18 protein-coding genes are annotated in these 21193 nt (G+C 68.9%); 14 read left to right on the top strand and 4 right to left on the bottom strand.

The annotated features are described in order from the left end of the window. Window positions 1-11: 11 nt before the first annotated feature. Window positions 12-812: an inositol monophosphatase family protein gene (locus PO78_RS10020; RefSeq protein WP_004308207.1), complete on the bottom strand. Its 801-nt coding sequence runs from the start codon at window positions 810-812 to the stop codon at window positions 12-14. Between the two features lie 143 nt (window positions 813-955). On the opposite strand from PO78_RS10020, the gene PO78_RS10015 reads away from it, so the two are divergent. Both PO78_RS10015 and PO78_RS10010 read left to right on the top strand, forming a co-directional pair. Further along, a complete protein-coding gene (locus tag PO78_RS10015) occupies window positions 956-1693 on the top strand; it encodes an RNA methyltransferase (RefSeq protein ID WP_004308205.1) in 738 nt (245 codons plus the stop codon). 82 nt (window positions 1694-1775) lie between these two features. Continuing rightward, on the top strand, window positions 1776-3980 hold the full coding sequence (locus PO78_RS10010; protein ID WP_012585459.1) for a RelA/SpoT family protein: 2205 nt from the start codon (window positions 1776-1778) through the stop codon (window positions 3978-3980). Between the two features lie 114 nt (window positions 3981-4094). Here the strand turns inward: PO78_RS10010 and ppk1 are convergent, their stop codons facing one another. Next, entirely contained in the window at window positions 4095-6176 is a 2082-nt protein-coding gene (gene ppk1 / locus PO78_RS10005; RefSeq protein ID WP_004308203.1) for a polyphosphate kinase 1, read from the bottom strand. A 182-nt stretch (window positions 6177-6358) separates the two neighbouring features. Between ppk1 and ppx the strand changes: the two genes are divergently transcribed. From ppx to PO78_RS09980, 5 genes are read left to right on the top strand one after another with little or no spacing between them, the layout of a single operon-like run. Further along, entirely contained in the window at window positions 6359-7858 is a 1500-nt protein-coding gene (ppx, locus tag PO78_RS10000) for an exopolyphosphatase (RefSeq protein ID WP_004308202.1), read from the top strand. Window positions 7859-7864: 6 nt separating this feature from the next. Beyond that, window positions 7865-8980: an MlaE family ABC transporter permease gene (locus PO78_RS09995; protein WP_004308200.1), complete on the top strand. Its 1116-nt coding sequence runs from the start codon at window positions 7865-7867 to the stop codon at window positions 8978-8980. Beyond that, window positions 8977-9768, top strand: a complete 792-nt coding sequence (locus PO78_RS09990) for an ABC transporter ATP-binding protein (protein ID WP_040829008.1) — start codon at window positions 8977-8979, stop codon at window positions 9766-9768. The genes PO78_RS09995 and PO78_RS09990 overlap by 4 nt, the downstream gene beginning before the upstream one ends. A gap of 1 nt (window position 9769) precedes the next feature. Next, complete coding sequence (locus tag PO78_RS09985) at window positions 9770-10687, top strand: MlaD family protein (RefSeq protein WP_004308197.1); 918 nt, start codon at window positions 9770-9772, stop codon at window positions 10685-10687. A 17-nt stretch (window positions 10688-10704) separates the two neighbouring features. Beyond that, a complete protein-coding gene (locus PO78_RS09980) occupies window positions 10705-11343 on the top strand; it encodes an ABC-type transport auxiliary lipoprotein family protein (RefSeq protein ID WP_043743447.1) in 639 nt (212 codons plus the stop codon). Window positions 11344-11415: 72 nt separating this feature from the next. Here the strand turns inward: PO78_RS09980 and PO78_RS09975 are convergent, their stop codons facing one another. Next, window positions 11416-13107 (bottom strand): GGDEF domain-containing protein, encoded by a 1692-nt coding sequence (locus PO78_RS09975; RefSeq protein WP_040829006.1) that lies wholly within the window; start codon window positions 13105-13107, stop codon window positions 11416-11418. 223 nt (window positions 13108-13330) lie between these two features. On the opposite strand from PO78_RS09975, the gene PO78_RS09970 reads away from it, so the two are divergent. The 3 genes from PO78_RS09970 to PO78_RS09960 all read left to right on the top strand — a co-directional run bounded on the left by PO78_RS09970 (window position 13331) and on the right by PO78_RS09960 (window position 16064). Continuing rightward, the gene (locus PO78_RS09970) at window positions 13331-14140 is read left to right on the top strand and encodes an enoyl-CoA hydratase (RefSeq protein WP_004308191.1); all 810 of its coding nucleotides are present in this window, start codon (window positions 13331-13333) and stop codon (window positions 14138-14140) included. A 43-nt stretch (window positions 14141-14183) separates the two neighbouring features. Next, on the top strand, window positions 14184-14960 hold the full coding sequence (locus PO78_RS09965; protein ID WP_004308189.1) for a TatD family hydrolase: 777 nt from the start codon (window positions 14184-14186) through the stop codon (window positions 14958-14960). Between the two features lie 231 nt (window positions 14961-15191). Then, the gene (locus PO78_RS09960; protein WP_040829004.1) at window positions 15192-16064 is read left to right on the top strand and encodes a PEP-CTERM sorting domain-containing protein; all 873 of its coding nucleotides are present in this window, start codon (window positions 15192-15194) and stop codon (window positions 16062-16064) included. A gap of 58 nt (window positions 16065-16122) precedes the next feature. On the opposite strand, the gene PO78_RS09955 is transcribed toward PO78_RS09960, so the two are convergent. Next, window positions 16123-16716, bottom strand: a complete 594-nt coding sequence (locus tag PO78_RS09955; protein WP_004308182.1) for a TetR/AcrR family transcriptional regulator — start codon at window positions 16714-16716, stop codon at window positions 16123-16125. Window positions 16717-16887: 171 nt separating this feature from the next. Here PO78_RS09955 and PO78_RS09950 point away from each other — a divergent pair, with 171 nt between their 5' ends. Genes PO78_RS09950 through PO78_RS09935 form a run of 4 tightly spaced genes read left to right on the top strand, consistent with a single transcriptional unit; the run spans window position 16888 to window position 21085 of the window. Further along, the gene (locus tag PO78_RS09950) at window positions 16888-17637 is read left to right on the top strand and encodes an electron transfer flavoprotein subunit beta/FixA family protein (protein ID WP_012584435.1); all 750 of its coding nucleotides are present in this window, start codon (window positions 16888-16890) and stop codon (window positions 17635-17637) included. 2 nt (window positions 17638-17639) lie between these two features. Beyond that, window positions 17640-18572 carry an electron transfer flavoprotein subunit alpha/FixB family protein gene (locus PO78_RS09945; RefSeq protein WP_043743445.1) on the top strand — a complete coding sequence of 311 codons (933 nt, stop codon included), beginning with the start codon at window positions 17640-17642 and terminating at the stop codon, window positions 18570-18572. A gap of 21 nt (window positions 18573-18593) precedes the next feature. Then, on the top strand, window positions 18594-19259 hold the full coding sequence (locus PO78_RS09940) for an energy-coupling factor ABC transporter permease (RefSeq protein WP_004325529.1): 666 nt from the start codon (window positions 18594-18596) through the stop codon (window positions 19257-19259). A gap of 29 nt (window positions 19260-19288) precedes the next feature. After that, window positions 19289-21085, top strand: coding sequence for an acyl-CoA dehydrogenase (locus PO78_RS09935; protein ID WP_004325531.1), 1797 nt, complete (start codon window positions 19289-19291; stop codon window positions 21083-21085). Window positions 21086-21193: the final 108 nt, after the last annotated feature.

Here is a 21193-nt window from a genome sequence, read left to right as displayed (position 1 = left end):
TTTCTCGGTCCTCAGGCCCGCAGGTTGGCCGGGCGCCAGGCCTGGATGATCGGCAGCAGCTGGCCGAAGATCTTCGGCGTGCCGGCAACCAGGTTGCCGGTGGTGAGGTAGTTGGCTTCGCCCGACAGGTCGGACACCAGGCCGCCGGCCTCCTGGATCAGCAGCACGCCGGCCGCCATGTCCCAGGGCGACAGGCCCATCTCCCAGAAGCCGTCGAAGCGGCCGGACGCCACGTAGGCGAGGTCGAGCGAGGCGGCGCCCGGGCGGCGGATGCCGGCGGTCTTCTGGGTGAGTTCCTTGAACATCGCCAGGTAGGCGTCGACGTGGTCGAACTGGCGGAAGGGGAAGCCGGTGCCGATCAGCGCCTCGTTGAGGCGGGTGCGGCGCGAGACGCGGATGCGGCGGTCGTTGAGGAAGGCGCCGGCGCCGCGCGAAGCGGTGAACATCTCGTTGGTGTTGGGGTCGTAGACCACCGCGTGCTCGAGCACGCCGTTCTTCGCCTGCGCGATCGAGACCGCGTACTGTGGCATGCCGTGGATGAAATTGGTGGTGCCGTCGAGCGGGTCGATGATCCAGGTGTATTCGCTCTCGGGTCCGGACTCGCCGGACTCCTCTGCTAGAATCCCGTGCCCCGGGAAGGCGTCGCGCAGCACCTCGATGATCGCCTGTTCGGCGGCGCGGTCGACCTCGGTGACGAAGTCGTTGGGCGACTTGGACTGGACGGTCAGCAGATCGAGCTGGGTCGACGCGCGGTTGATGACGGACGCGGCGCGACGGGCGGCCTTGACGGCGATGTTCAGGGTGGGATGCATGCGGAGCGGTCTCGGTTAAAGAATCGGGGCCTGCCACGTGCCTCGGGCGCGCGCCGCCGCCCGCTTCATCGAGCCGCCGCGCGACCGCCGGGCCACGTTCCGGGCAGGCAGCCCGGCAAATTCGGAAAACGCGGAATTTTAATATGAATCGCCCCCTCGCGCTCGACCGCATCCGCGTCGTGCTGTCCCGTACCACCCATCCCGGCAACATCGGCGCCGCCGCGCGCGCCATGAAGACCATGGGCCTGCGCGAGCTCTGGCTGGTCGCGCCCGAGTCCTTTCCCGACGAGGTCGCCACCGCGCGCGCCTCGGGCGCGGCCGACCTGCTGGACGCCGCGCGGGTGGTCGGCACGCTGGAGGAGGCGCTCGCCGACACGGTCTTTTCCGCGGCGCTGACCGCGCGCCGGCGCGAACTCTCGCTGCCGCGCCTGCAGGCGCGCGACGCGGCGCTGGAGCTGGTGCGGCGCACGCAGGACGGCGCCGTCGCGCTGGTGTTCGGCAACGAGACCAGCGGGCTCACCAACGAGGAGGCCGCCTTGTGCAGCCTGCCGGTGACCATCCCCACCGACGCCGGGTTCTCCTCCCTGAACCTCGGCGCGGCGGTGCAGGTGCTGGCCTACGAGCTGCGCATGGCCGCGCTCGGCGACGCCGCCGCGCCCGCCGACCCGCAGCCCGAGCCGGCCACGCATGCCGACTTCGAGGGCTTCATGGCGCACCTCGAGCGTGCGGTCACCGCCAGCGGCTTCCACGATCCTGCCAACCCCAAGCGCCTGTTGCCGCGCATGCGGCGCTTGTTCAACCGCGTGCGCCTCGAGCGCGAGGAGGTCGCCCTGCTGCGCGGCATGCTCACCACCTTCGAGACGCCGCGCCGGCGCGGCTGACCCGGGGAGTCGCACCCGGCGAAGGGGCTGCGAGCACGGGCATGCAGCACGATGGACTGCCCGATGTGGGATAATTGCACCCATGGTATCCGTCACCCACGCCATCTCCCAGGGCGACACCGCCCCTCCGATCGATCTGCTCGCGGCCGGCCTGGAGCCGACCGAACGCGAGCACATCGAAGCCGCGCTCGAATGGATCGCCGACCTCTACGAGGGCAAGGTGCTCGGCACCGGCGAGCCGACCTGGACGCACGCGATCGGTGCCGCGTTGATCGCGGCCTCGCTGCGTTTGGACGCCGAGACGCGCGTGGCCGCGCTGTTGTTCGCAGCCTGGGAGGAACTCGAGGCCCCCGCCGAGGAGATCGAGGCGCGCTTCGGTCCGGCGATCACCGCGCTGGTGCGCGGCCTGCACAAGCTCAACGGCCTGCGCGTGCTCACCCGCCTCACCACCAGCGCGAGCGCGCCCGAGATCCGCGCGCAGACCGAAGTCCTGCGCAAGATGCTGCTGGCGATGGTCGAGGATATCCGCGTCGTGCTGGTGCGGCTGGCCTCGCGCACCCAGACCCTGCGCTTCTACACCGACCTGCCGGGCGAGGCCCGCGTCGAGGTCGCGCGCGAGAGCCTGGACATCTACGCGCCGCTCGCCAACCGGCTGGGGGTGTGGCAGATCAAGTGGGAGCTGGAAGATCTCTCCTTCCGCTTCATCGAGCCCGACACCTACAAGCGCATCGCGAAGATGCTCGACGAGCGTCGGGTGGAGCGCGAGCAGTTCATCCGCGACTCCATCGAGCGCCTGAAGAGCGAGCTCGCCGCGGTCGGAATCGAGGCCGAGATCACCGGCCGCGCCAAGCACATCTACAGCATCTACAACAAGATGCGCAAGAAGCGGCTCGACTTCTCGCAGGTCTTCGACATCCGCGCGCTGCGCGTGCTGGTGCCCGAGATCAAGGACTGCTACACGGTGCTGGGTATCGTGCACCAGATGTGGCAGCCGATCGCGAAGGAGTTCGACGACTACATCACCAAGCCCAAGGGCAACAACTACCAGTCGCTGCACACCGCCGTGCTGGCGGGCGACGGGCGCGCGCTCGAGGTGCAGATCCGCACCTTCGACATGCACAAGCACGCCGAGCTCGGCGTGGCCGCGCACTGGCGCTACAAGGAAGGCGCCAGGCAGGGCGGCGACTACGACGAGAAGATCGCGCTGCTGCGCAGCCTGTTGTCTTGGCGCGACGAGGTTACCGATGCGGCGCACTGGGTGGAGCAGCTCAAGCGCGCCTCGCTCGACGACACGCTCTACGTGCTGACGCCGCAGGGCAGGGTGGTCGATCTGCCGCGCGGCGCCACGCCGGTCGACTTCGCCTACCGCCTGCACACCGACGTCGGCCACCACTGCCGCGGCGCCAAGGTCGACGGCCACCTCATACCCCTGAACACCCAGCTGGAGAGCGGGCAGACGGTGGAGATCGTCACCGCCAAGGAGGGCGGCCCCTCGCGCGACTGGCTGGACACGCGCCAGGGCTACGTCGCCACCTCGCGTGCGCGCAGCAAGATCAAGCAGTACTTCGCACAACTGGACGAGGAGGAGATCCTCTCGCGCGGGCGCAGCTTCGTCACCAAGGAGATGCAGCGCGACGGCCACGGCCAGGCCAACATCGACGGCCTGGCCGAGCGCCTCGGCTTCAAGAACGCCGAGGCGCTGTACCTGGCCGCCGGGCGTGGCGAGGTGGGCCCGCGCGCGATGCAGACCGCGCTGCGCGAGGGCAGCGCCCCCGAGCCGGCGGCGGAGGCCGAACCCGAGTTCGTGGTCAGCCGCAGCCGCTCGGGCGACAATCAGGACAAGATCCTGATCGTCGGCGTGGGCAAGCTGATGACCTCGCTGTCGCGCTGCTGCAAGCCCGCGCCGCCGGATGCGATCGAGGGCTTCGTCACGCGCGGCCGCGGCATCTCGATCCACCGCGTCGACTGCGCCGACTTCCAGGACCTCGCGCGCAAGCACCCCGAGCGCGTGATCCCGGCCGAGTGGGGCGAGAAGGCGCACGACACCCGCAACGCGCTCTACCAGGTCGACATCAACGTCCAGGCGAGCGACCGCCAGGGACTGCTGCGCGACATCTCCGAGGTGCTGTCGCGCGAGAAGCTCAACGTCATCGCGGTCAACACGCTCACCAAGAAGGGCACCGCCTACATGCGCTTCACCATGGAGGTGGGCGGCATCAAGCAGGTGCAGCGCGCGATCACGCTGGTGCGCGAGGTGCCCGGCGTCATCGACGCTCAGCGCAAGTGAGCGCCGCCCCCGGCCCTGCGGCGGGCTTGCGCAGTATCGGGCTTGGTCCGGCGAGCGCTTCAGCGGCGCCCCCCCATCGCCGACTCGCGCAGCACGCCTTCCCATATCGACGCCTCAGCTGCTCGCCGCGAGCTCCTTCAGCAGGATGAGCTGCGCCGCGCGGCGGATGCTGCGCGGGTGCTTGCGGCGGTATTTGCCATCTGCCTGCATGTCCCAGGCCTGGCAGTTGTCGCCGAGGTAGGGGCGCAGGCCTTCCTTCATGACGCGGCGCTTGAGGCGCGGGTCGAGCACCGGGAAGGCGATCTCGATGCGGCGGAAGAAGTTGCGGTCCATCCAGTCCGCGCTCGACAGGTACATGTGCTCGGCGCCGTCGGCGTGGAAGTGGAAGATGCGGTGGTGCTCGAGGAAGCGGCCGATCACCGAGCGCACGCGGATGTTGTCCGACAGCCCGGGCACGCCCGGGCGCAGCGCGCACGGGCCGCGCACGATGAGGTCGATCTCGACCCCGGCCTGCGAGGCCTCGTAGAGCGCCTCGATGGTCTCGGGTTCGAGCAGCGCGTTCATCTTCGCGATCACCCGACCGCGCCGGCCTGCGCGCGCGATCTCGGCCTCGCGCCGGATCGCCGCGACCACGTTGGGCTGCAGGGTGAAGGGCGCCTGCCACAGGTGGCGCAGCTCGGTGGCCTTGCCCAGGCCGGTGAGCTGCTTGAACACGGTGGCGACGTCCTCGCCGATCTCCGCGTTGCAGGTGAGCAGGCCGAAGTCGGTGTAAAAGCGTGTGGTGCGCGGGTGGTAGTTGCCGGTGCCCATGTGCACATAACGGCGCAGGCCGTCTTCCTCGCGGCGCACGATCATCAGCAGCTTGGCGTGGGTCTTGTAGCCGAACACGCCATACACGACGTGCGCACCGACCTCTTCCAGGCGGTTGGCCAGCGTGATGTTGGCCTCCTCGTCGAAGCGCGCCATCAGCTCGAGCACCACGGTGACTTCCTTGCCCTTCTGCGCCGCGCGGGCGAGGTGCTCCATCAGCACCGAGTCGGTGCCGGTGCGGTACACAGTCATCTTGATCGCCAGCACCTGCGGGTCGTCGGCCGCCGCGCGCAGCATCTCGATCACCGGGGCGAAACTCTGGAAGGGGTGGTGGAGCAGGATGTCGCCGCCGCGGATCGCGGTGAAGACCTGGCGGCGTTTGTCGAGCACCTTGGGCAGGCCGGGCACGAAGGGTGCGTACTTGAGGTCCGGGCGCTCGACCCAGTCGGGGACCTGCATGAGGCGCACCAGGTTCACGATGCCGGGCGTGCGGTAGAGGTCGTCGGGGGTGAGGTGGAAGTGCTGCAGGAGAAAACCCGCCATCTCCTCGGAGCAGTTGTCGGCGACCTCCAGGCGCACCGCGTCGCCGAAGTGACGTTGCTGCAGCTCGCCCTTGAGCGAGGCGCGCAGATCCTTGACCTCTTCCTCGTCGACGAACAGGTCGGAGTTGCGCGTGACGCGGAACTGGTAGCAGCCGAGCACGTTCATGCCCGAGAACAGCTCGCCCACGTGGGCGTGCAGCACCGAGGACAGGAACACGAAGCCGTACTCCTGATCGCACAGCTCGCGCGGCAGGCGGATCACCCGCGGCAGCGCGCGCGGCGCCTGCACGATCGCCGCGCCCGAGTCGCGCCCGAAGGCGTCGCGGCCTTCGAGCTCGACGGCGAAGTTCAAGCTCTTGTTGAGCACGCGTGGGAAGGGATGCGCCGGGTCCAGCCCGATCGGGGTCAGCACCGGCATGACCTCGCGCATGAAGTAGTCGTGGATCCACGCGCGCTGGGCCTCGGTCCACAGGCTGCGGCGCAGGAAGACCACGCCTTCCTTCTCGAGTGCCGGGAGGATGTCGCCGTTGAGCAGCTGGTACTGCTCGGAGATGATCTCGTGCACCTCGTCGCTGACGCGCTCGAGCAGCTCGACGGGCGCGATCCCGTCCTCACCCGACTTGCGGCTGCCGATGCGGATCTGCTCCTTGATGCCGGAGACGCGGATCTCGAAGAACTCGTCCAGGTTGCTCGACACGATGCACAGGAAGCGCAGGCGCTCGAGCAGCGGCACGGTGGGGTCGGCGGCCTGCGCCAGCACGCGGCGCTGGAATTGCAGCAGCGAAAGCTCGCGGTTGAGGAAGTGCTCGGGCGGGTAGTTCAGGGTCATGCGGTCGACGGGCATTCGGGATTCCTGTGCGCGGAAGTTCGCTCGCGATTATGTGACATTTCCATTTCGGTTTGATGACGTCGGGCCGCGCCCGCGGGGCCTTCCCCGGCGCCATGCCGGCGCGGCTCGGAAGCCTTTTGCGGGGTGCTAGAATCCAGGGTTCCGGCGCCCCGCGGGTGCCAGCCGCCGACAAAACCATGCAAGATCTGATCGCCGCAATCGACCTCGGTTCCAACAGCTTCCGGCTTCAGGTGGGCCGCATCGTCAACGACCAGATCTATCCGCTCGACGGTCTCAAGGAGGCGGTGCGCCTGGCCGCCGGCCTGTCGCCCGACAAGATGCTCGACCTCGCCTCGCAGCAGCGCGGGGTCGGCGCCCTGCAGCGCTTCCACGAGCGCCTGCGCGACTTCCCGCCCACCCGGGTGCGCGCCGTGGCGACCAACACCTTGCGCGTGGCCAAGAACGCGCCCGAGTTCCTGATCCGCGCCGAGGCCGCGCTCGGTTTCCCGATCGAGATCATCGCCGGCCGCGAGGAGGCCCGCCTGATCTACGTCGGCGTCGCACACACGCTGCCGGATCCGCACCGCCAGCAGCTGGTGGTCGACATCGGCGGCGGTTCGACCGAATTCATCATCGGCAAGAGCTTCGAGTCGCAGCTGCTGGAGTCGCGCTACATGGGCTGCGTCGGCTACAGCCTGCGCTACTTTCCGGAGGGCCGCATCGACAAGCGCGCCTTCAAGGAGGCCGAACTCGCCGCCCGCCGCGAGCTGCAGACGATCTCGGCGGCCTACCGCGAGGCCGGCTGGGAAGAAGCGGTGGGTTCGAGCGGCACTGCCAAGGCGATCGTGGAGATCCTCGAGCAGAACGGCCTGTCGGCGAGCGGGATCACCCGCGAGGGCCTGGAGAAGCTCAAGGCGCTGCTGCTGCGCGCCGGCAGCCTGGACAACATCGACCTCGCCGGCCTCAAGGGCGACCGCCTGCCCGTCATCCTGGGCGGCTTCGCGATCATGAGCGCGATCTTCAAGGAGTTCGAGCTCGAGCACATGGTGTTCTCCGAAGGTGCGTTGCGCCTGGGCGTGCTCTACGACCTGCTCGGTCGCTACCACCACCACGATCTGCGCGACGCCACGGTAAGCGCCTTCGTGCGGCGCTACGGCGTCGACCTGCGCCAGGCCCAGCAGGTCGCCGACACGGCCTGCCACCTGCTCGCCCAGCTCGAGCCGGAGACCGCCGATCCCGAGCACGACGACCACCGCTTCCTGCGCTGGGCGGCGATGCTGCACGAGATCGGCATCTCGGTGGCGCACTCGAGCTACCACAAGCACAGCGCCTACATTGTCGGCAACGCCGACATGCCCGGTTTCTCGCGCATGGACCAGGCCCGCCTGGCGCGCCTGGTGCTGGCGCATCGTGGCAAGCTCGAACGTGTCGCCTCGATCGACCCTGGCAGCGTGGACTGGCTGCTGATCGCCTGCATGCGCCTGGCGGTGGTGATCCACCGCGCCCGCGACGCGCGCGGCCTGCCGCCCGTCACGCTGCGTCGCGAGGGCCGCGGCTTCAGCCTCACCGCCGCGCCGGGCTGGCTGCAGAAGCTGCCGCTCACCGCGGCCGCGCTCGACGAGGAGCAGCGCCAGTGGCAGGGTCTCGGGCGCGCGCTCTACATCCGGGCGCTCAGCCTGCGCACGCCTGTGGCCTGAGCGCAGATGGCAGGGCGTGTGCTCGACGAGGTCTTCACGGCCGGAGCCGAGGGCATCCGCCTCGCCGGCGACTGGACCCTGCGCGGTCTCGACGAGTGCCTCCCGACGCTGCGCCGGGCGCTGGCCACGGTGCCTCCCGACGCGCGCTGGTCGCTGCGCGCGGTGCGCCGCATGGACAGCTTCGGCGCCTTGCTGCTGTGGCAGGCCTGGGGCGGACGCTGGCCTGCGGCGCTCGAGGCCGATGACGCCCAGCGCGCCATCATCGGCCGTATCGAGAACGCCTCCGCCCGTGCGCTGCCCGAGCCGCCGCGCGCTTCCGCGCTCGACGCGGTGGCGCTGCTCGGCAAGGGCCTGTTCGCATTCGCTGGCCATCTTTCCGGCTTCGTCGCGCTCCTCGGTCGTCTCGTGCTCGATCTCGGCCACCTGCTGCACCATCCACGCGACTGGCCGCTGCTGGAGATCTCGGCAAACCTCCACAAGGTAGGCGTCAAGGCGATGCCGGTCTCGGCCCTGGTCGGCTTCCTGATCGGTGTGGTGCTGTCCTATCTGTCCGCGCTGCAGCTGCGCACCTTCGGCGCGGACGCCTTCATCGTCAACATCCTCGGCATGGGCATCATCCGCGAGCTCGGCCCCGTGCTGGTGTCGGTGCTGGTGGCGGGGCGCTCCGGTTCGGCGATGACGGCGCAGCTCGGGGTGATGCGGGTGACCGAGGAGATCGATGCGCTCGCGGCGATGGGCGTCTCGCGCAGCCTGCGCCTGGTGCTGCCCAAGGTGGTGGCGCTTTCCCTCGCGATGCCGCTGCTGGTGTTGTGGACCTCGGCGATCGCCCTTTTCGGCGGCTGGGTGTCGGCCTGGGTGGAGCTCGGCATCGGGCTGCAGTTCTTCCTGCGGGCGCTGCCCGATGCGGTGCCGGTGGCCAACCTCTACATCGGGCTCGCCAAGGGGGCGGTGTTCGGTTTCCTGATCGCGCTCGTGGCCTGCCATTTCGGCTTGCGGGTGAAGCCCGACACCGAGAGCCTGTCCGCGAACACCACCGCCTCGGTGGTGGCGGCGATCACGGTGGTGATCCTGGTGGACGCGGTGTTCGCGATCGCCACCCGTTCGATCGGGCTGCCGCTGTGAGCGAGCGGGCGACGAGCGACGCCGTGGTCTGCCTCGAAGGCATCGTCACCCGTTTCGGGCGCAATATCGTGCACGAGGGGCTGGACCTCACCATCCGCGCGGGCGACATCGTCGCCCTCGTGGGCGGCTCGGGCAGTGGCAAGACCACACTGCTGCGCCACCTCGTCGGGCTGAGCCGGCCCGCCGCCGGCCGGGTGGAGGTGTTCGGCGAGGCGCTCGATGCCGGCGGGGCGGCCGCGCGGCTCGCCCGCCAGCGCCGCATGGGGGTGTTGTTCCAGCACGGCGCCTTGTTCTCGGCGTTCAGCGTGGCGCAGAACATCGCCTTTCCGCTGCGCGAGCTCGGCGTGATCAGCCGGCCGGAGATCGACCGCCTGGTCGCCCTCAAGCTGGCGATGGTGGAGATGGAGCCGGCGCATGCGCCACTGATGCCTGCCGAGCTGTCCGGCGGGATGATCAAGCGGGTGGCGCTCGCGCGCGCACTCGCGCTCGAGCCCGAGTTGCTGCTGCTCGACGAGCCCACCGCCGGGCTCGACCCCGACCGCAGCGCGAGCTTCATCCGCCTGATCCGCGCGCTGCATCGCGAGCTCGGACTCACCGTGGTGCTGGTCACGCACGATCTCGATACACTGGCGCAGATGGCCACGAGCGTGGCGGTGCTCGCCGAGCGCCGCATCGTCAGCCACGCCTCGCTCGCCGACACGCTCGCCTACGACCACCCCTTCGTCGCCCGCTTTTTCAGTGGGCTGCAGGCGCGCTGCGGCCAGCCGCGCGGCGCAGGAGCAGGCTGAAATGGAAAACCGTGCCCACGCGCTTGCCGCCGGGCTGTTCGCAATCTTGCTCGGTGCCGGCGTCGTGTTCGCGATCTGGTGGTTTTCGGGCCAGCGCGTGCCGATGCGCGAGATCGTGCTCGAGGCACGCGGCGACATCAACGGCCTGGGCGCACAGTCGCGCGTGCGCTACCGCGGCATGGCGGTGGGGAGCGTGCGCGCCGTCGCGATCGACCCCGAGGACCTGCGCACGCTGCTGGTGCGCATCGCGGTGCCCGCCGATCTGCCCCTGACCCGCGGCACCACCGCCGCGCTCGGCACGCTGGGCGTGACCGGCCTGGCCTTCGTGCAGCTCGACGATCGCGGGGTGGACCGCCGGCCCTTGGCTGCCGCCGATGGCGAGGTGCCGCGCATCGCCTTGCAACCCGGGCTGGTGGAGGCGCTCTCCGGGCGGGCGCTCGCCGCCCTCGACCAGTTCCAGGCGCTCGGCGAGCGCCTGCAGGGGGCGCTGGCCAGCCTGGAGTCAGCGGCCGCGGGCGTCGATCGCGGGGTGGCGGAACTGCCGGCGACCCTGGCCGCGCTGCGGGCCGCCTTGAGTGCCGGGAACATCGCGCGCATCACCTCCGTGCTCGGGAACCTCGAGCGCGGCTCGGCCGAAGCCGTGCCCGCCGTTGCCGAGCTGCGCCGCCTGATCGTCCGCATCGATCAGGCGGCCGCGCGTCTGGAGCTCCGCGCCGCCGCCGCAGGGGACGACCTCGTCGAGCGCACGCTGCCGCAGCTCGATGTCCTGCTCGGTGAGCTCACGAGCACCTCGCAACGCTTCGGCCACCTGGTCGAGGAGCTCGACGCCTCGCCGCAGCTCCTGCTGACCGGGCGCGACCGTCCTCTGCCCGGGCCCGGTGAGGCGGGCCACGAGGGCTTTGCGGGGAGCGACCGATGAGCCGAAGGGAGAAAGGAATGCAGCCACGTCATCCCGACTGCCACCGCGTCCTGCCGCGCCTGTCCGCGTGTATCGCGACCGCGCTGCTGGTGGCCGCCTGCCAGGTGCTCCCCGAGCGTCCGCGTGCGGCGACGACCTACGATCTCGGCACCGGCGAGCGCGCCGCGCTCGCCCACGGGCTCGCGCCCGCGCGGGTGGCGGTGTCCTCGCCCCCCTGGCTGCAGACGACGACGATGCATTATCGCGATGCCCGGGTCGATCCAGGGCGTCGCCGCGCCTATGCCGACAACCGCTGGGCCGCTCCACCTCCCGCCATGCTCGGACTCGTGCTGGAGCGCACGCTCGGTGCCGGCGAGGGGGGCGGGTGCCGGCTGCAGGTCCAGCTTGACGAGTTCGAGCAGGTCTTCACCGCGGGCGAACGCAGCGAGGCTCGTCTCCTGGCTCGCTTCGCCCTGCTGCCGGTGCGCGGCGCCGCGGTCATCGCCAGCGCTTCGCTCGTCGTGGCGGAGCCGGCCACGACGGCCGATGCGAGCGGTGGGGCGAGCGCCTTCCGTGCGGCGACCGAGCGGCTGGCGCTTGCCATCGCGCAGTGGATCGCCGAGACCGACCGCGCGCTCTCCGGCGGGCTCGGCATCGCGGGTCGCTGCCAGCGCTGAGGAAGGCGATGCCGCGGGGGGCGGCCGTCTCGAGCGCACCGGCGGCGGCCTGGTGGAGTGGGGCGCTCGGTTTCAGCGGGCGGCGATCACGACCTGGTTGCGCCCGGCGTCCTTGGCACGATAGAGCGCATCGTCGGCGTGCTGCAGCACCACGCCGAGGGTCTCGCCCGGTTCCGCCAGGCAGGCGCCGATGGTGACCGTGACGCGTTCGCCGCAGGCCGCGCTGCCGTGCTCGATGTCGGCGCGGACGCGGTGGGCGATCGCCTCCAGCGTGGCCGCGTCGCAAGGCGAGAGCAGCACGAGGAATTCGTCGCCACCCCAACGTGCGGCGCGGTCGTAGGGGCGCAGGCATCCTTCCAGGACACGCGCCAGCCTCGTCAGCGCCTCGTCGCCGGCACCATGGCCGCGGCGGTCGTTGATCTCCTTGAAGTGATCGACATCCAGCCACAGCAGGCCGAAGCGGCTGGCCTGGCGTTCCGCGCGGATGATCTCGGCCTCCAGCATTTCGCTCATGCCGCGGCGGTTGGTCAGGTTGGTGAGCGGATCGATCCGCGCCAGCCGGTGCAGGGCGTCGGTGCGCTCGCGCACCTTGGCCTCGAGCTCCGCGGTGTGCGCCCGGATCGCGCCCGCCATCGCCTCGAAGTGCTGGGTGAGACGCCCGATCTCTCCACTCGCCTGCGCCAGCGGCGCGGGGCTGAGGTCGCCGTCGCGCACCCGCAGCATGGCCTGCTCCAGCCTGCCCAGAGGGTCGAGAATGAGGCGACGCAGGACCAGATGGACGAGGACGAGCGCGACCAGCAGGGTGAGGACGAAGGCGACTGCGACCGGGGTGAGGGCTGCCACCGGCATCAGTACGTCGAGGTCGAGCAGGGTGATCTCGTACCAGCCGATCTCGGGCACGAAGGCGATTCCGAGCAGGGTCCGCCGCCCGCCGGACTCGACAAAGCGGTCCAGGACCCGCGGAACGCCGTCGCCCGACGCCGCCAGGGCACTCATCGTCTCGCGCAGTGCCACGCGGTCGGACTCGCGATCGAGCAGCTGGTCCGCCAGGCTCTTCTGCCCTTCCGGCTTGACCAGGCTGGCGAAGTCGATGAGCTTCGCGTCGCGGTGAAGCTGGATCGCACCGGAAAGATCAGCGAACAGCGTGCTCACGCCGTCCTGGTGCAGGTCCACGATCTCGTCCAGAAAGCGTGTCAGCTCGATGCCGGTGCCGACCACGCCGAGGATCTCGTCGCCGTCGCGGATGAGGACGTCGATCCACAGCTTGGTGACGCCCAGTTCGGCATCGGGATTGACGTTGAGGTGGAAGTCGGGCCCGACCTGGACGAGCTTGTAGAACCACGCGTCGGCGGGTTTGGCGGGGTCGAGGTGGTAGCGCAGCTGGCGGCCGGCGAACTCGTCCCCGGCGTTGTTGTGGTAATAGGCCCCGGAGGTGCGCAGCGCGACGAAATAGTTGCCGGAGCTGAAGTTGCGGCGGAAGTTCTCCATTTCGCGCACTGCCTCGGCTTCGAGCGCCGGATCGACGGGCGAGCGTGCCCAGCGTTTGAGCACGAGCGAGTCGGCCATCTGCCGCGCCAGCGCGATCTCGCGTTCGAGCGGTTGCAGGAGGCGGGCGCGGTCGTAGCGCACCTGGATGTCGGCGACGCGTTGTCCCCACTGCATGACGATCTGCCGGGCAAGATGATGGAACACCGCCCATGCGGATACCGAGCCGACCACGATGAGCGCGGAGATGAGGAGGAGAAATCGAGTTCTCAGGTTCACGCGCCGGCACTCCCTGCGTTCGGGTCGCTGTCCGTGGCTTCTTGCTCAGTTTGGGCTGCCGGCGCGGGCGCAGGTGTGCGTTTTCTCACACCCGGACGCATGGCGCGACGAATCGTGATGGGCGGAGCGCTGCGCGAAGCGCTGGCGTGGCGCGCTTGTTGACGTTAACGTTGCCGCCCGTGGCCACATGGCCCTGCGAACACGAAACCACGAGGAGAGAACCATGAACGCCGAATTCCGCCCCGATGCCGCAGCCGAAGCCCCCATCCTGCGCCGCGAGGATGCCGGCGGCGTGACCACCCTCACGCTGAACCGTCCGCAGCAGTTCAACGCGCTCTCGTTCGAGATGCTCGAGGCGCTGATCGCCGCGGTGGATGAGATCGCACGCGACGAGACGGTGCGCGTGGTGGTCATCGCCGGCGAAGGCAAGGCCTTCTGCGCCGGCCACGACCTCAAGGAGATGCGCGGCAACCATACGCTGGAATTCCAGCAGCGCCTGTTCCGCCTGTGCGGCAGGTTCATGATGAAGCTGACCGAGCTGCCCCAGCCGGTGATCGCGCGGGTGCACAGCATCGCCACCGCCGCGGGCTGCCAGCTGGTGTCGATGTGCGATCTCGCAGTGGCGGCCGAGCACGCGCGCTTCGCGGTGTCGGGCATCAATGTCGGCCTGTTCTGCGCCACGCCCGGCGTCGGCCTGTCGCGCAACATGGGGCGCAAGGAGGCCTTCGAGATGCTGGTGACGGGCGATTTCATCGACGCCCGCGAGGCGCAGCGGCGCGGGCTGATCAACCGCGTGGTGCCGGCCGACCAGCTCGACGAGGAGGTCGGCCGCCTGGCCGCGTCCATCCTGGCCAAATCGCCGGTGGCGATCCGCATGGGCAAGCAGATGTTCTACAAGCAGCTCGAGATGGGCCTGGACGCCGCCTACCAGCTCGCCTCCGAGACCATGGCCTGCAACGCGATGTGCGAGGACGCGGCCGAGGGCATCGATGCCTTCATCGCCAAGCGCAAACCTGAGTTCAAGGGGCGCTGAGCGGCGTCGGGATCATCCCCGTCGAGCAATGCGAAGGCGACCGGTGCTGATCGACACCCACGTCCACCTCGATGCTGCGGAGTTCGACGACGACCGCGAGCAGGCGATCGCGCGTGCGCGCGCCGCGGGGGTAGGGCGCTTCGTCGTTCCTGCTGTCGAGCGCCGGGGGTTCGATGCGGTCGAGCGGCTCGCCGACGACCATCGCGGCATCGTTCATGCGCTCGGCATCCACCCGCTCTACACGATGCGGGCGGCGCGGGAAGACCTCGAACTCCTCGACCAGCGCCTGAACCGTGGCAGGGCGATCGCCGTCGGAGAGATCGGCCTCGACCATTACGTGACCGACGTCGATCGCGGCGTACAGCTCGAGTTCTTCACCGCACAACTCCGCCTGGCCGCTCGCCACGGACTGCCGGTGATCCTGCACGTGCGGCGTGCGATCGATCCGATACTCGCGCAACTGCGCCGCATCCCGGTCCCGGGTGGAATCGCACATGCGTTCAACGGCAGCCGCCAGCAGGCGGACATCCTGATCGGGATGGGGTTCAAGCTGGGTTTTGGCGGATCGATGAGCTACGGCGGATCCACTCGGATCCGCGAGCTCGCCGCCTCGCTGCCCTTGGAGGCGATCGTCCTCGAGACCGATGCACCCGACATCGCGCCGGAATGGGCGCGCGGCAGGCGCAATGAGCCGGCGAACCTCGCCCGTTACGCCGGTATCCTGGCGGAGCTGCGAGGGATGGCGCCCGAAGAGGTGGCGGACGTGACCACGGCCAACGCCATCCAGGTCCTGCACTGGCCACCCCTCGAAGAAGAATAGGCGACGCGGGCGCCGAGATCCCCGGCGCCCGCTTGTCGATTTTTTTTACATTTTTTTCGCGAGCCACTCGATCGACTCGGCAAGTGTCTGTATTGATGGGGAAGAGCTTCCTGGTTCGAAATTTGCTTTAGCCGAACCGTCGCGGTGATGAATGCATACCCTTGTGCCGCGAGATTTCGAGTTAACGCTTATTGGACGGGCCTCGTACGCCCGCAACCGGGAGAAAACAACATGAAAAACGGAATGGCCCTGCTCGCCGCCATCGGCATCGCCACCCTTTCAGCGAGCGCGCAAGCTGCGCTCATCCGCCTCGAGGTTTCGGGCAATCTCGCCTACGGGACCGATCGGACCAACGTCTTCGGCCTGGGGGCAAACACCAGCCTCACCGGACGCGCCGCGACCTTCTCGTGGCTCATGGACTCTGCTTCGCTGGGATCCGATCGCAACGCCGATCCGACCCTCTCCGCCTACGGATGCGGATCCGCAGCCCCCGGCTGCACCTACTTCATGAGCGCATCGGTCACCATCAACGGGGTCACGCGCACCCTTGCGGGGCGGGGGAGCGACCTCACGAACGACGTGCGGATGTACTCGGATACCAATGGCCCCGGTCTCGGCTCGGCGGACGGCTACTACCTGCGGATGGGGCAGACGCGGGATGTCGGAAACTGGTATCTGGACGAGGGCGGCAACTGGTATCGGGCCGCGACGCGGATCACGTCCAAGGTGGAGATCGGCGTAAACGATGCAGTCGACTCCATCCTCGCCGGCCTCGATCCGGCGGAGCTCCACGGCTGGTCCACCAGCCTGCTGACGGGCACGAACGATGACGGGAGCACGGTCTTCGTCTTCAGCGAGACCGATCTCAACGGCGTGCAGATTTTCGAGTACGCAACTGGTGGGCTGTTGTTGACGGACCGCTCCACGCGGTGGTGGACCGACACTGCGCCCAGTTCGGGTTCGGGCACCGGGGGGACCAACAACCCGGGCGGTGGCACGAACGCTCCCGCGATAACGGTGCCGGAGCCCGCAACGATCGCCCTGCTCGGCTTGGGGCTCGGATTGTTGCGCAGGAAATCCAGGCGCCATTCCGGTCGAGCCTGATTCCGCCCTCGACGCCTGCGCGCGCGCATCGCTCGGCGCGTGCGCTGCCGCGCAGGCGCTAAGCGACCACCCTCGACGGCGAGCGCGCGATCAGGTCGGCGATGTCGCGCTTGAGCCGGACGACGTCGCGATCGAATTTCTCGTAGATCATCAGCGAGACCCCGAACACGTAAGCGTACAACAGCATGCAGCGGCTGGAAGCCTCGTCCATCGGCACCCCGCAGGCGAGAAAGAGGTCGCGTGCGCAGCGCAGGCGGACGTCGTCGACCTCGGCGACGATCGCCGCGGCCTCGGCGTCCCGACGCGCCCAGTCGCGCACGGCAAGCTCGATCATCATGCCGCGACGGCTGCGGCTCGCGCTGTAGACGTCGATGACGTGGTAGATCTGCTCGAGCTCGCGGCCAGGCTGTGCCCGCGTCTGCTTGATGATGTCGCGGATTCGACCTTCCTTCCACTGCGCGAGGACGGCCATCAGCAGGTCGCGGCGGTCGGTGAAATGCCAGTAGAAACTGCCCTTGGTGACCTTGAGCCGCTTCGCCAGCACCTCCACGCGCAAGCCCGCGATGCCTTCCTCGGCGAGCACCTCGGTGGCGCCTGCGATCCAGGCGGCACGGTCGAGCTGGGTACGCGGCTTTTTCACAATGTTTTCCATACGGCGTAGTATTGACGATTCGGTGACCATACGCTACCGTATGCGCCATACTTGGCCGTATGGAAATGCTGCTGCGCAGCAGTGCGACCGGCCAAGGGCGGTGACATAATCCGAAAGTCGGGTCCGCATTTCGGGCCTACCATCCCCTGCAAAGAAGAGGAGCGCGTCAGAGTGAAGATTCTCGTACCCGTAAAGCGCGTGGTGGATTACAACGTCAAGGTTCGCGTGAAGGCCGACGGCAGCGGCGTGGACCTGGCCAACGTCAAGATGAGCATGAACCCCTTCGACGAGATCTCCGTCGAGGAGGCGGTGCGGCTGAAGGAAGCGGGCGTGGCCACCGAGGTGGTGGCGGTGTCCTGCGGCGTGGGCGCCTGCCAGGAGACCCTGCGCGCGGCGATGGCGATCGGTGCCGACCGCGGCATCCTGGTCGAGACCGATGTCGAGCTGCAGCCGCTGGCGGTCGCCAAGCTCCTGAAGGCGGTGTGCGACAAGGAGCAGCCGCAGCTGGTGATCTGCGGCAAGCAGGCGATCGACGACGACGCCAACCAGACCGGCCAGATGCTGGCGGCGCTGGCGGGCTGGCCGCAGGCGACCTTCGCGTCCAAGGTGACGCTGGCCGACGGGAAAGCCGCGGTGACGCGCGAGATCGACGGCGGCCTCGAGACCCTGTCGGTGAAGCTGCCGGCGGTGGTGACCACCGACCTGCGCCTGAACGAGCCGCGCTACGCGACGCTGCCCAACATCATGAAGGCCAAGAAGAAGCCGCTCGACACCGTGAAGCCGGCCGACCTGGGCGTGGATGTCGCGCCGCGTCTGGCCACGCTGAAGGTCGCCGAGCCGCCCAAGCGCAGCGCCGGCGAGCGCGTGGCCGACGTGGCCCAGCTGATCGACAAACTCAAGAACGTTGCGAAGGTGATCTGAACATGGCCATTCTCGTCATTGCTGAACACGACAATCAATCGATCAAGGCGGCCACGCTCAACACCGTGAGCGCGGCCGCGAAGCTGGGCGGCGACGTCCATGTGCTGGTGGCCGGCGCCGGTTGCGCAGCCGCGGCCGAAGCGGCGGCGAAGGTCGCCGGCGTCGCCAAGGTGCGGGTGTGCGACGCGCCGCAGTACGAGGCGCAGACCGCGGAGAACGTCGCCGAGCTGGTGAAGGGTCTGGCGGGCGGCTACAGCCACGTGCTCGCACCGGCGACGCCGGCGGGCAAGAACATGCTGCCGCGCGTGGCCGCGCTGCTGGATGTGGCGCAGATCAGCGACATCGTCGCGGTCGAGTCCGCCGACACCTTCGTGCGCCCGATCTACGCCGGCAACGCGCTCGCCACCGTCAAGAGCGCCGACGCGATCAAGCTGATCACCGTGCGCACCACCGCGTTCGACGCGGCCGAAGCCGGCGGCAACGCCGCGCCGGTGGAGGCGGTCGCGGCGGCGGCCGACCTCGGCGTGACCGCGCTGGTCGGTCGCGAGATCGTCAAGAGCGCGCGCCCCGAACTGGGCGCGGCCAAGGTCATCGTCTCCGGCGGCCGCGGCCTGGGCAGCGGCGACAACTACCACAAGCTGCTCGAGCCGCTCGCCGACAAGCTCGGCGCCGCGCTCGGCGCCTCGCGCGCCGCGGTGGACGCGGGCTACGTGCCCAACGACTACCAGGTCGGCCAGACCGGCAAGATCGTCGCGCCGCAGCTCTACATCGCGGTCGGCATCTCGGGCGCGATCCAGCACCTGGCCGGCATGAAGGACTCCAAGGTGATCGTGGCGATCAACAAGGATCCCGAAGCGCCGATCTTCCAGGTCGCCGACTACGGCCTGGTGGGCGATCTGTTCCAGGTGGTGCCGGAACTGACCGGGGCGCTCTGACCGGGCGCGAGGAGCGCGGGCATGGATCTCCCGGCGGCGCTGCTTTCGGCAGACGTTCAGGGGGTGGTGTTCGCGCTCGCCGCGCTGGGACTGCTCGCGCTCGCGCGCAAGCTGCCGTGGAGGGAGCTCGCCGGCGGGGTGCATCTGAACCTGCTGCTCGGCTTCGCGGTGTGCCTCACGCTGATCTGGAGCATGAAGGCCGGGGTCAAGCCGGGGCTTAACCTGCATCTGCTCGGGGCGATGGCGGCAACCCTCGCGCTCGGGCCGTGGAAGGCGATCGCCGCGCTCGCGCTCGCGCTGTGCGGGATCACCCTCAACGGCGCGCTGGAGTGGGGCGACTGGCCCGCCAACTTCGTGCTCATGGTGCTGGTTCCGGTTTCCGTCGCGAGCGGTCTGCATCGCCTGATCGAGCGCCTGCTCCCGGCGCATTTCTTCATCTTCATTTTCGTGACCGGCTTTGCCGGTTCCGCGCTGACCGCAATCGCACAGGGGCTGACCGCCTCGTCCGTGCTGGCGCTGTCGGGCGCGTATTCCGCAGATTTCCTGTGGAGCGACTACCTGCCGTTCTTCCTGCTGCTCGGGTTTTCCGAGGGCTGGATCAGCGGCGCGATCATCACGCTGATGGTGGTGTATCGGCCCGAATGGGTGAGTGCATTCGACGATCGCCGCTATCTGCTCGACAAGTAGGGCTGTTCAACCTTTTCCGGAGCGCAACAATGAGTCAATACAACGCCCCCATCCGCGACATGCAGTTCGTGATGCGTGAGCTCGCCGGTCTCGACGAAGTCATGCAGTTGCCCGGCAACGAGGAGGTCTCGGCCGACCTCGTGGACGCGATCCTGGAAGAAGCCGACAAGTTCGCCAGCGGCGTGCTCGCTCCGCTGAACTGGACCGGCGATCAGGAAGGCGCCAAGTGGAACAATGGCGAGGTCGCCACCGCGCCGGGCTGGAAGGACGCCTACACGCAGTTCGCCGAGTCGGGCTGGACCGCGCTGCCGTGCGATCCGGAATACGGCGGCCAGGGCCTGCCCAAGCTGCTCGCCACCGCGGTCATGGAAATGTGGAAGTCGGCCAACATGGCCTTCTCGCTGTGCCCGATGCTGACCAGCGGCGCCATCGAGGCCCTGATGCTGCGCGGCACCGACGAGCAGAAGAACCTCTACCTCCCCAAGATGATCGCCGGCGAGTGGACCGGCACGATGAACCTGACCGAGCCGAACGCCGGCTCCGACCTCGCCGCGGTGCGCACCAAGGCCGAGCCGCAGGGCGACGGCACCTACAAGATCTTCGGGCAGAAGATCTTCATCACCTACGGCGAGCACGACCTCACCGACAACATCATCCACCTCGTGCTCGCCCGTCTGCCGGACGCGCCCGAGGGCGTGAAGGGCATCTCGCTGTTCGTCGTGCCCAAGTTCATGGTCAACGCCGACGGCAGCCTGGGCGCGCGCAACGACGTGCATTGCGTGTCGATCGAGCACAAGCTCGGCATCCACGCCAGCCCCACCGCCGTGCTCGCCTTCGGCGACAAGGGCGGCGCGATCGGTACTCTGGTCGGCGAGCCCAACCGCGGCCTCGAGTACATGTTCATCATGATGAACGAAGCCCGCTTCGCGGTCGGCATGGAAGGCCTCGCGCTGTCCGAGCGCTCTTACCAGCACGCGCTGCAGTACGCCAAGGATCGCATCCAGGGCACCGACGCCGGCGTGCGCGGCGGTCCGAAGGTCAACATCCTGCATCACGCCGACGTGCGTCGCCTGCTCATGAACATGAAGAGCAAGACCGAGGCCATGCGTGCACTCGCCTACGTCGTCGGCGCCGCCTTCGACAAGGCGCATCACCACGCCGACGAGGCTGTGCGTGCGCAGAATCAGGCCTTCGTCGACCTGATGATCCCGGTGGTCAAGGGCTGGTGCACCGAGAACTCGATCGACGTGACCTCGGACGGCGTGCAGGTGCACGGCGGGATGGGCTTCATCGAGGAGACCGGCGCGGCGCAGCACTTCCGCGATTCGCGCATCACCACGATCTACGAGGGCACGACCGCCATCCAGGCCAACGATCTGATCGGCCGCAAGATCGCCCGTGAGAACGGCGCCACCGTCGGTGCCGTTGTGAAGATGATGCGCGCGGTCGAGGCCGAAGTGGCCGGCGTGCAGGACGAGGCCTTCGCAGCCATCGCGCGCGCGCTCGGCAAGGGCATCGCGGCCGTGGAAGAGGCTGTGGCCTACATCCTCGCCACCTACTCCCAGGACATCAAGGCGGCCTCGGTCGGTTCGGTGCCCTTCCTGAAGCTGCTCGGCATCGTGGCTGGCGGCTGGCAGATGGCGCGCGCCGCGCTGGTGGCCAAGCGCAAGCTCGAGGCGGGCGAGGGCGATGCCGGCTTCTGCAAGGCCAAGATCGTCACCGCGCGCTTCTATGCCGACCACGTGCTCGCGCAGGCCGGCGGTCTGGCCTACACGGTCGTCAATGGCGCCCCGGGCGCGCTGGAGCTGACCGAAGAGCTGTTCTGACCGGATATTGCCCGGCGTGGAAGCGCCGGAGCAACCGAGCGAAAAAAACCCGCTGCGGGCACTTGCCCGGCAGCGGGTTTTTCTTGTGTTCGTGTTCGCGCCTTCCAC

This window comes from Thauera sp. SWB20, from assembly GCF_000831325.1.
GTDB lineage: Bacteria > Pseudomonadota > Gammaproteobacteria > Burkholderiales > Rhodocyclaceae > Thauera > Thauera aminoaromatica.
Note: the sequence above shows the minus strand (reverse complement) of the source record. Positions and strands in the feature narration are given on the sequence as shown.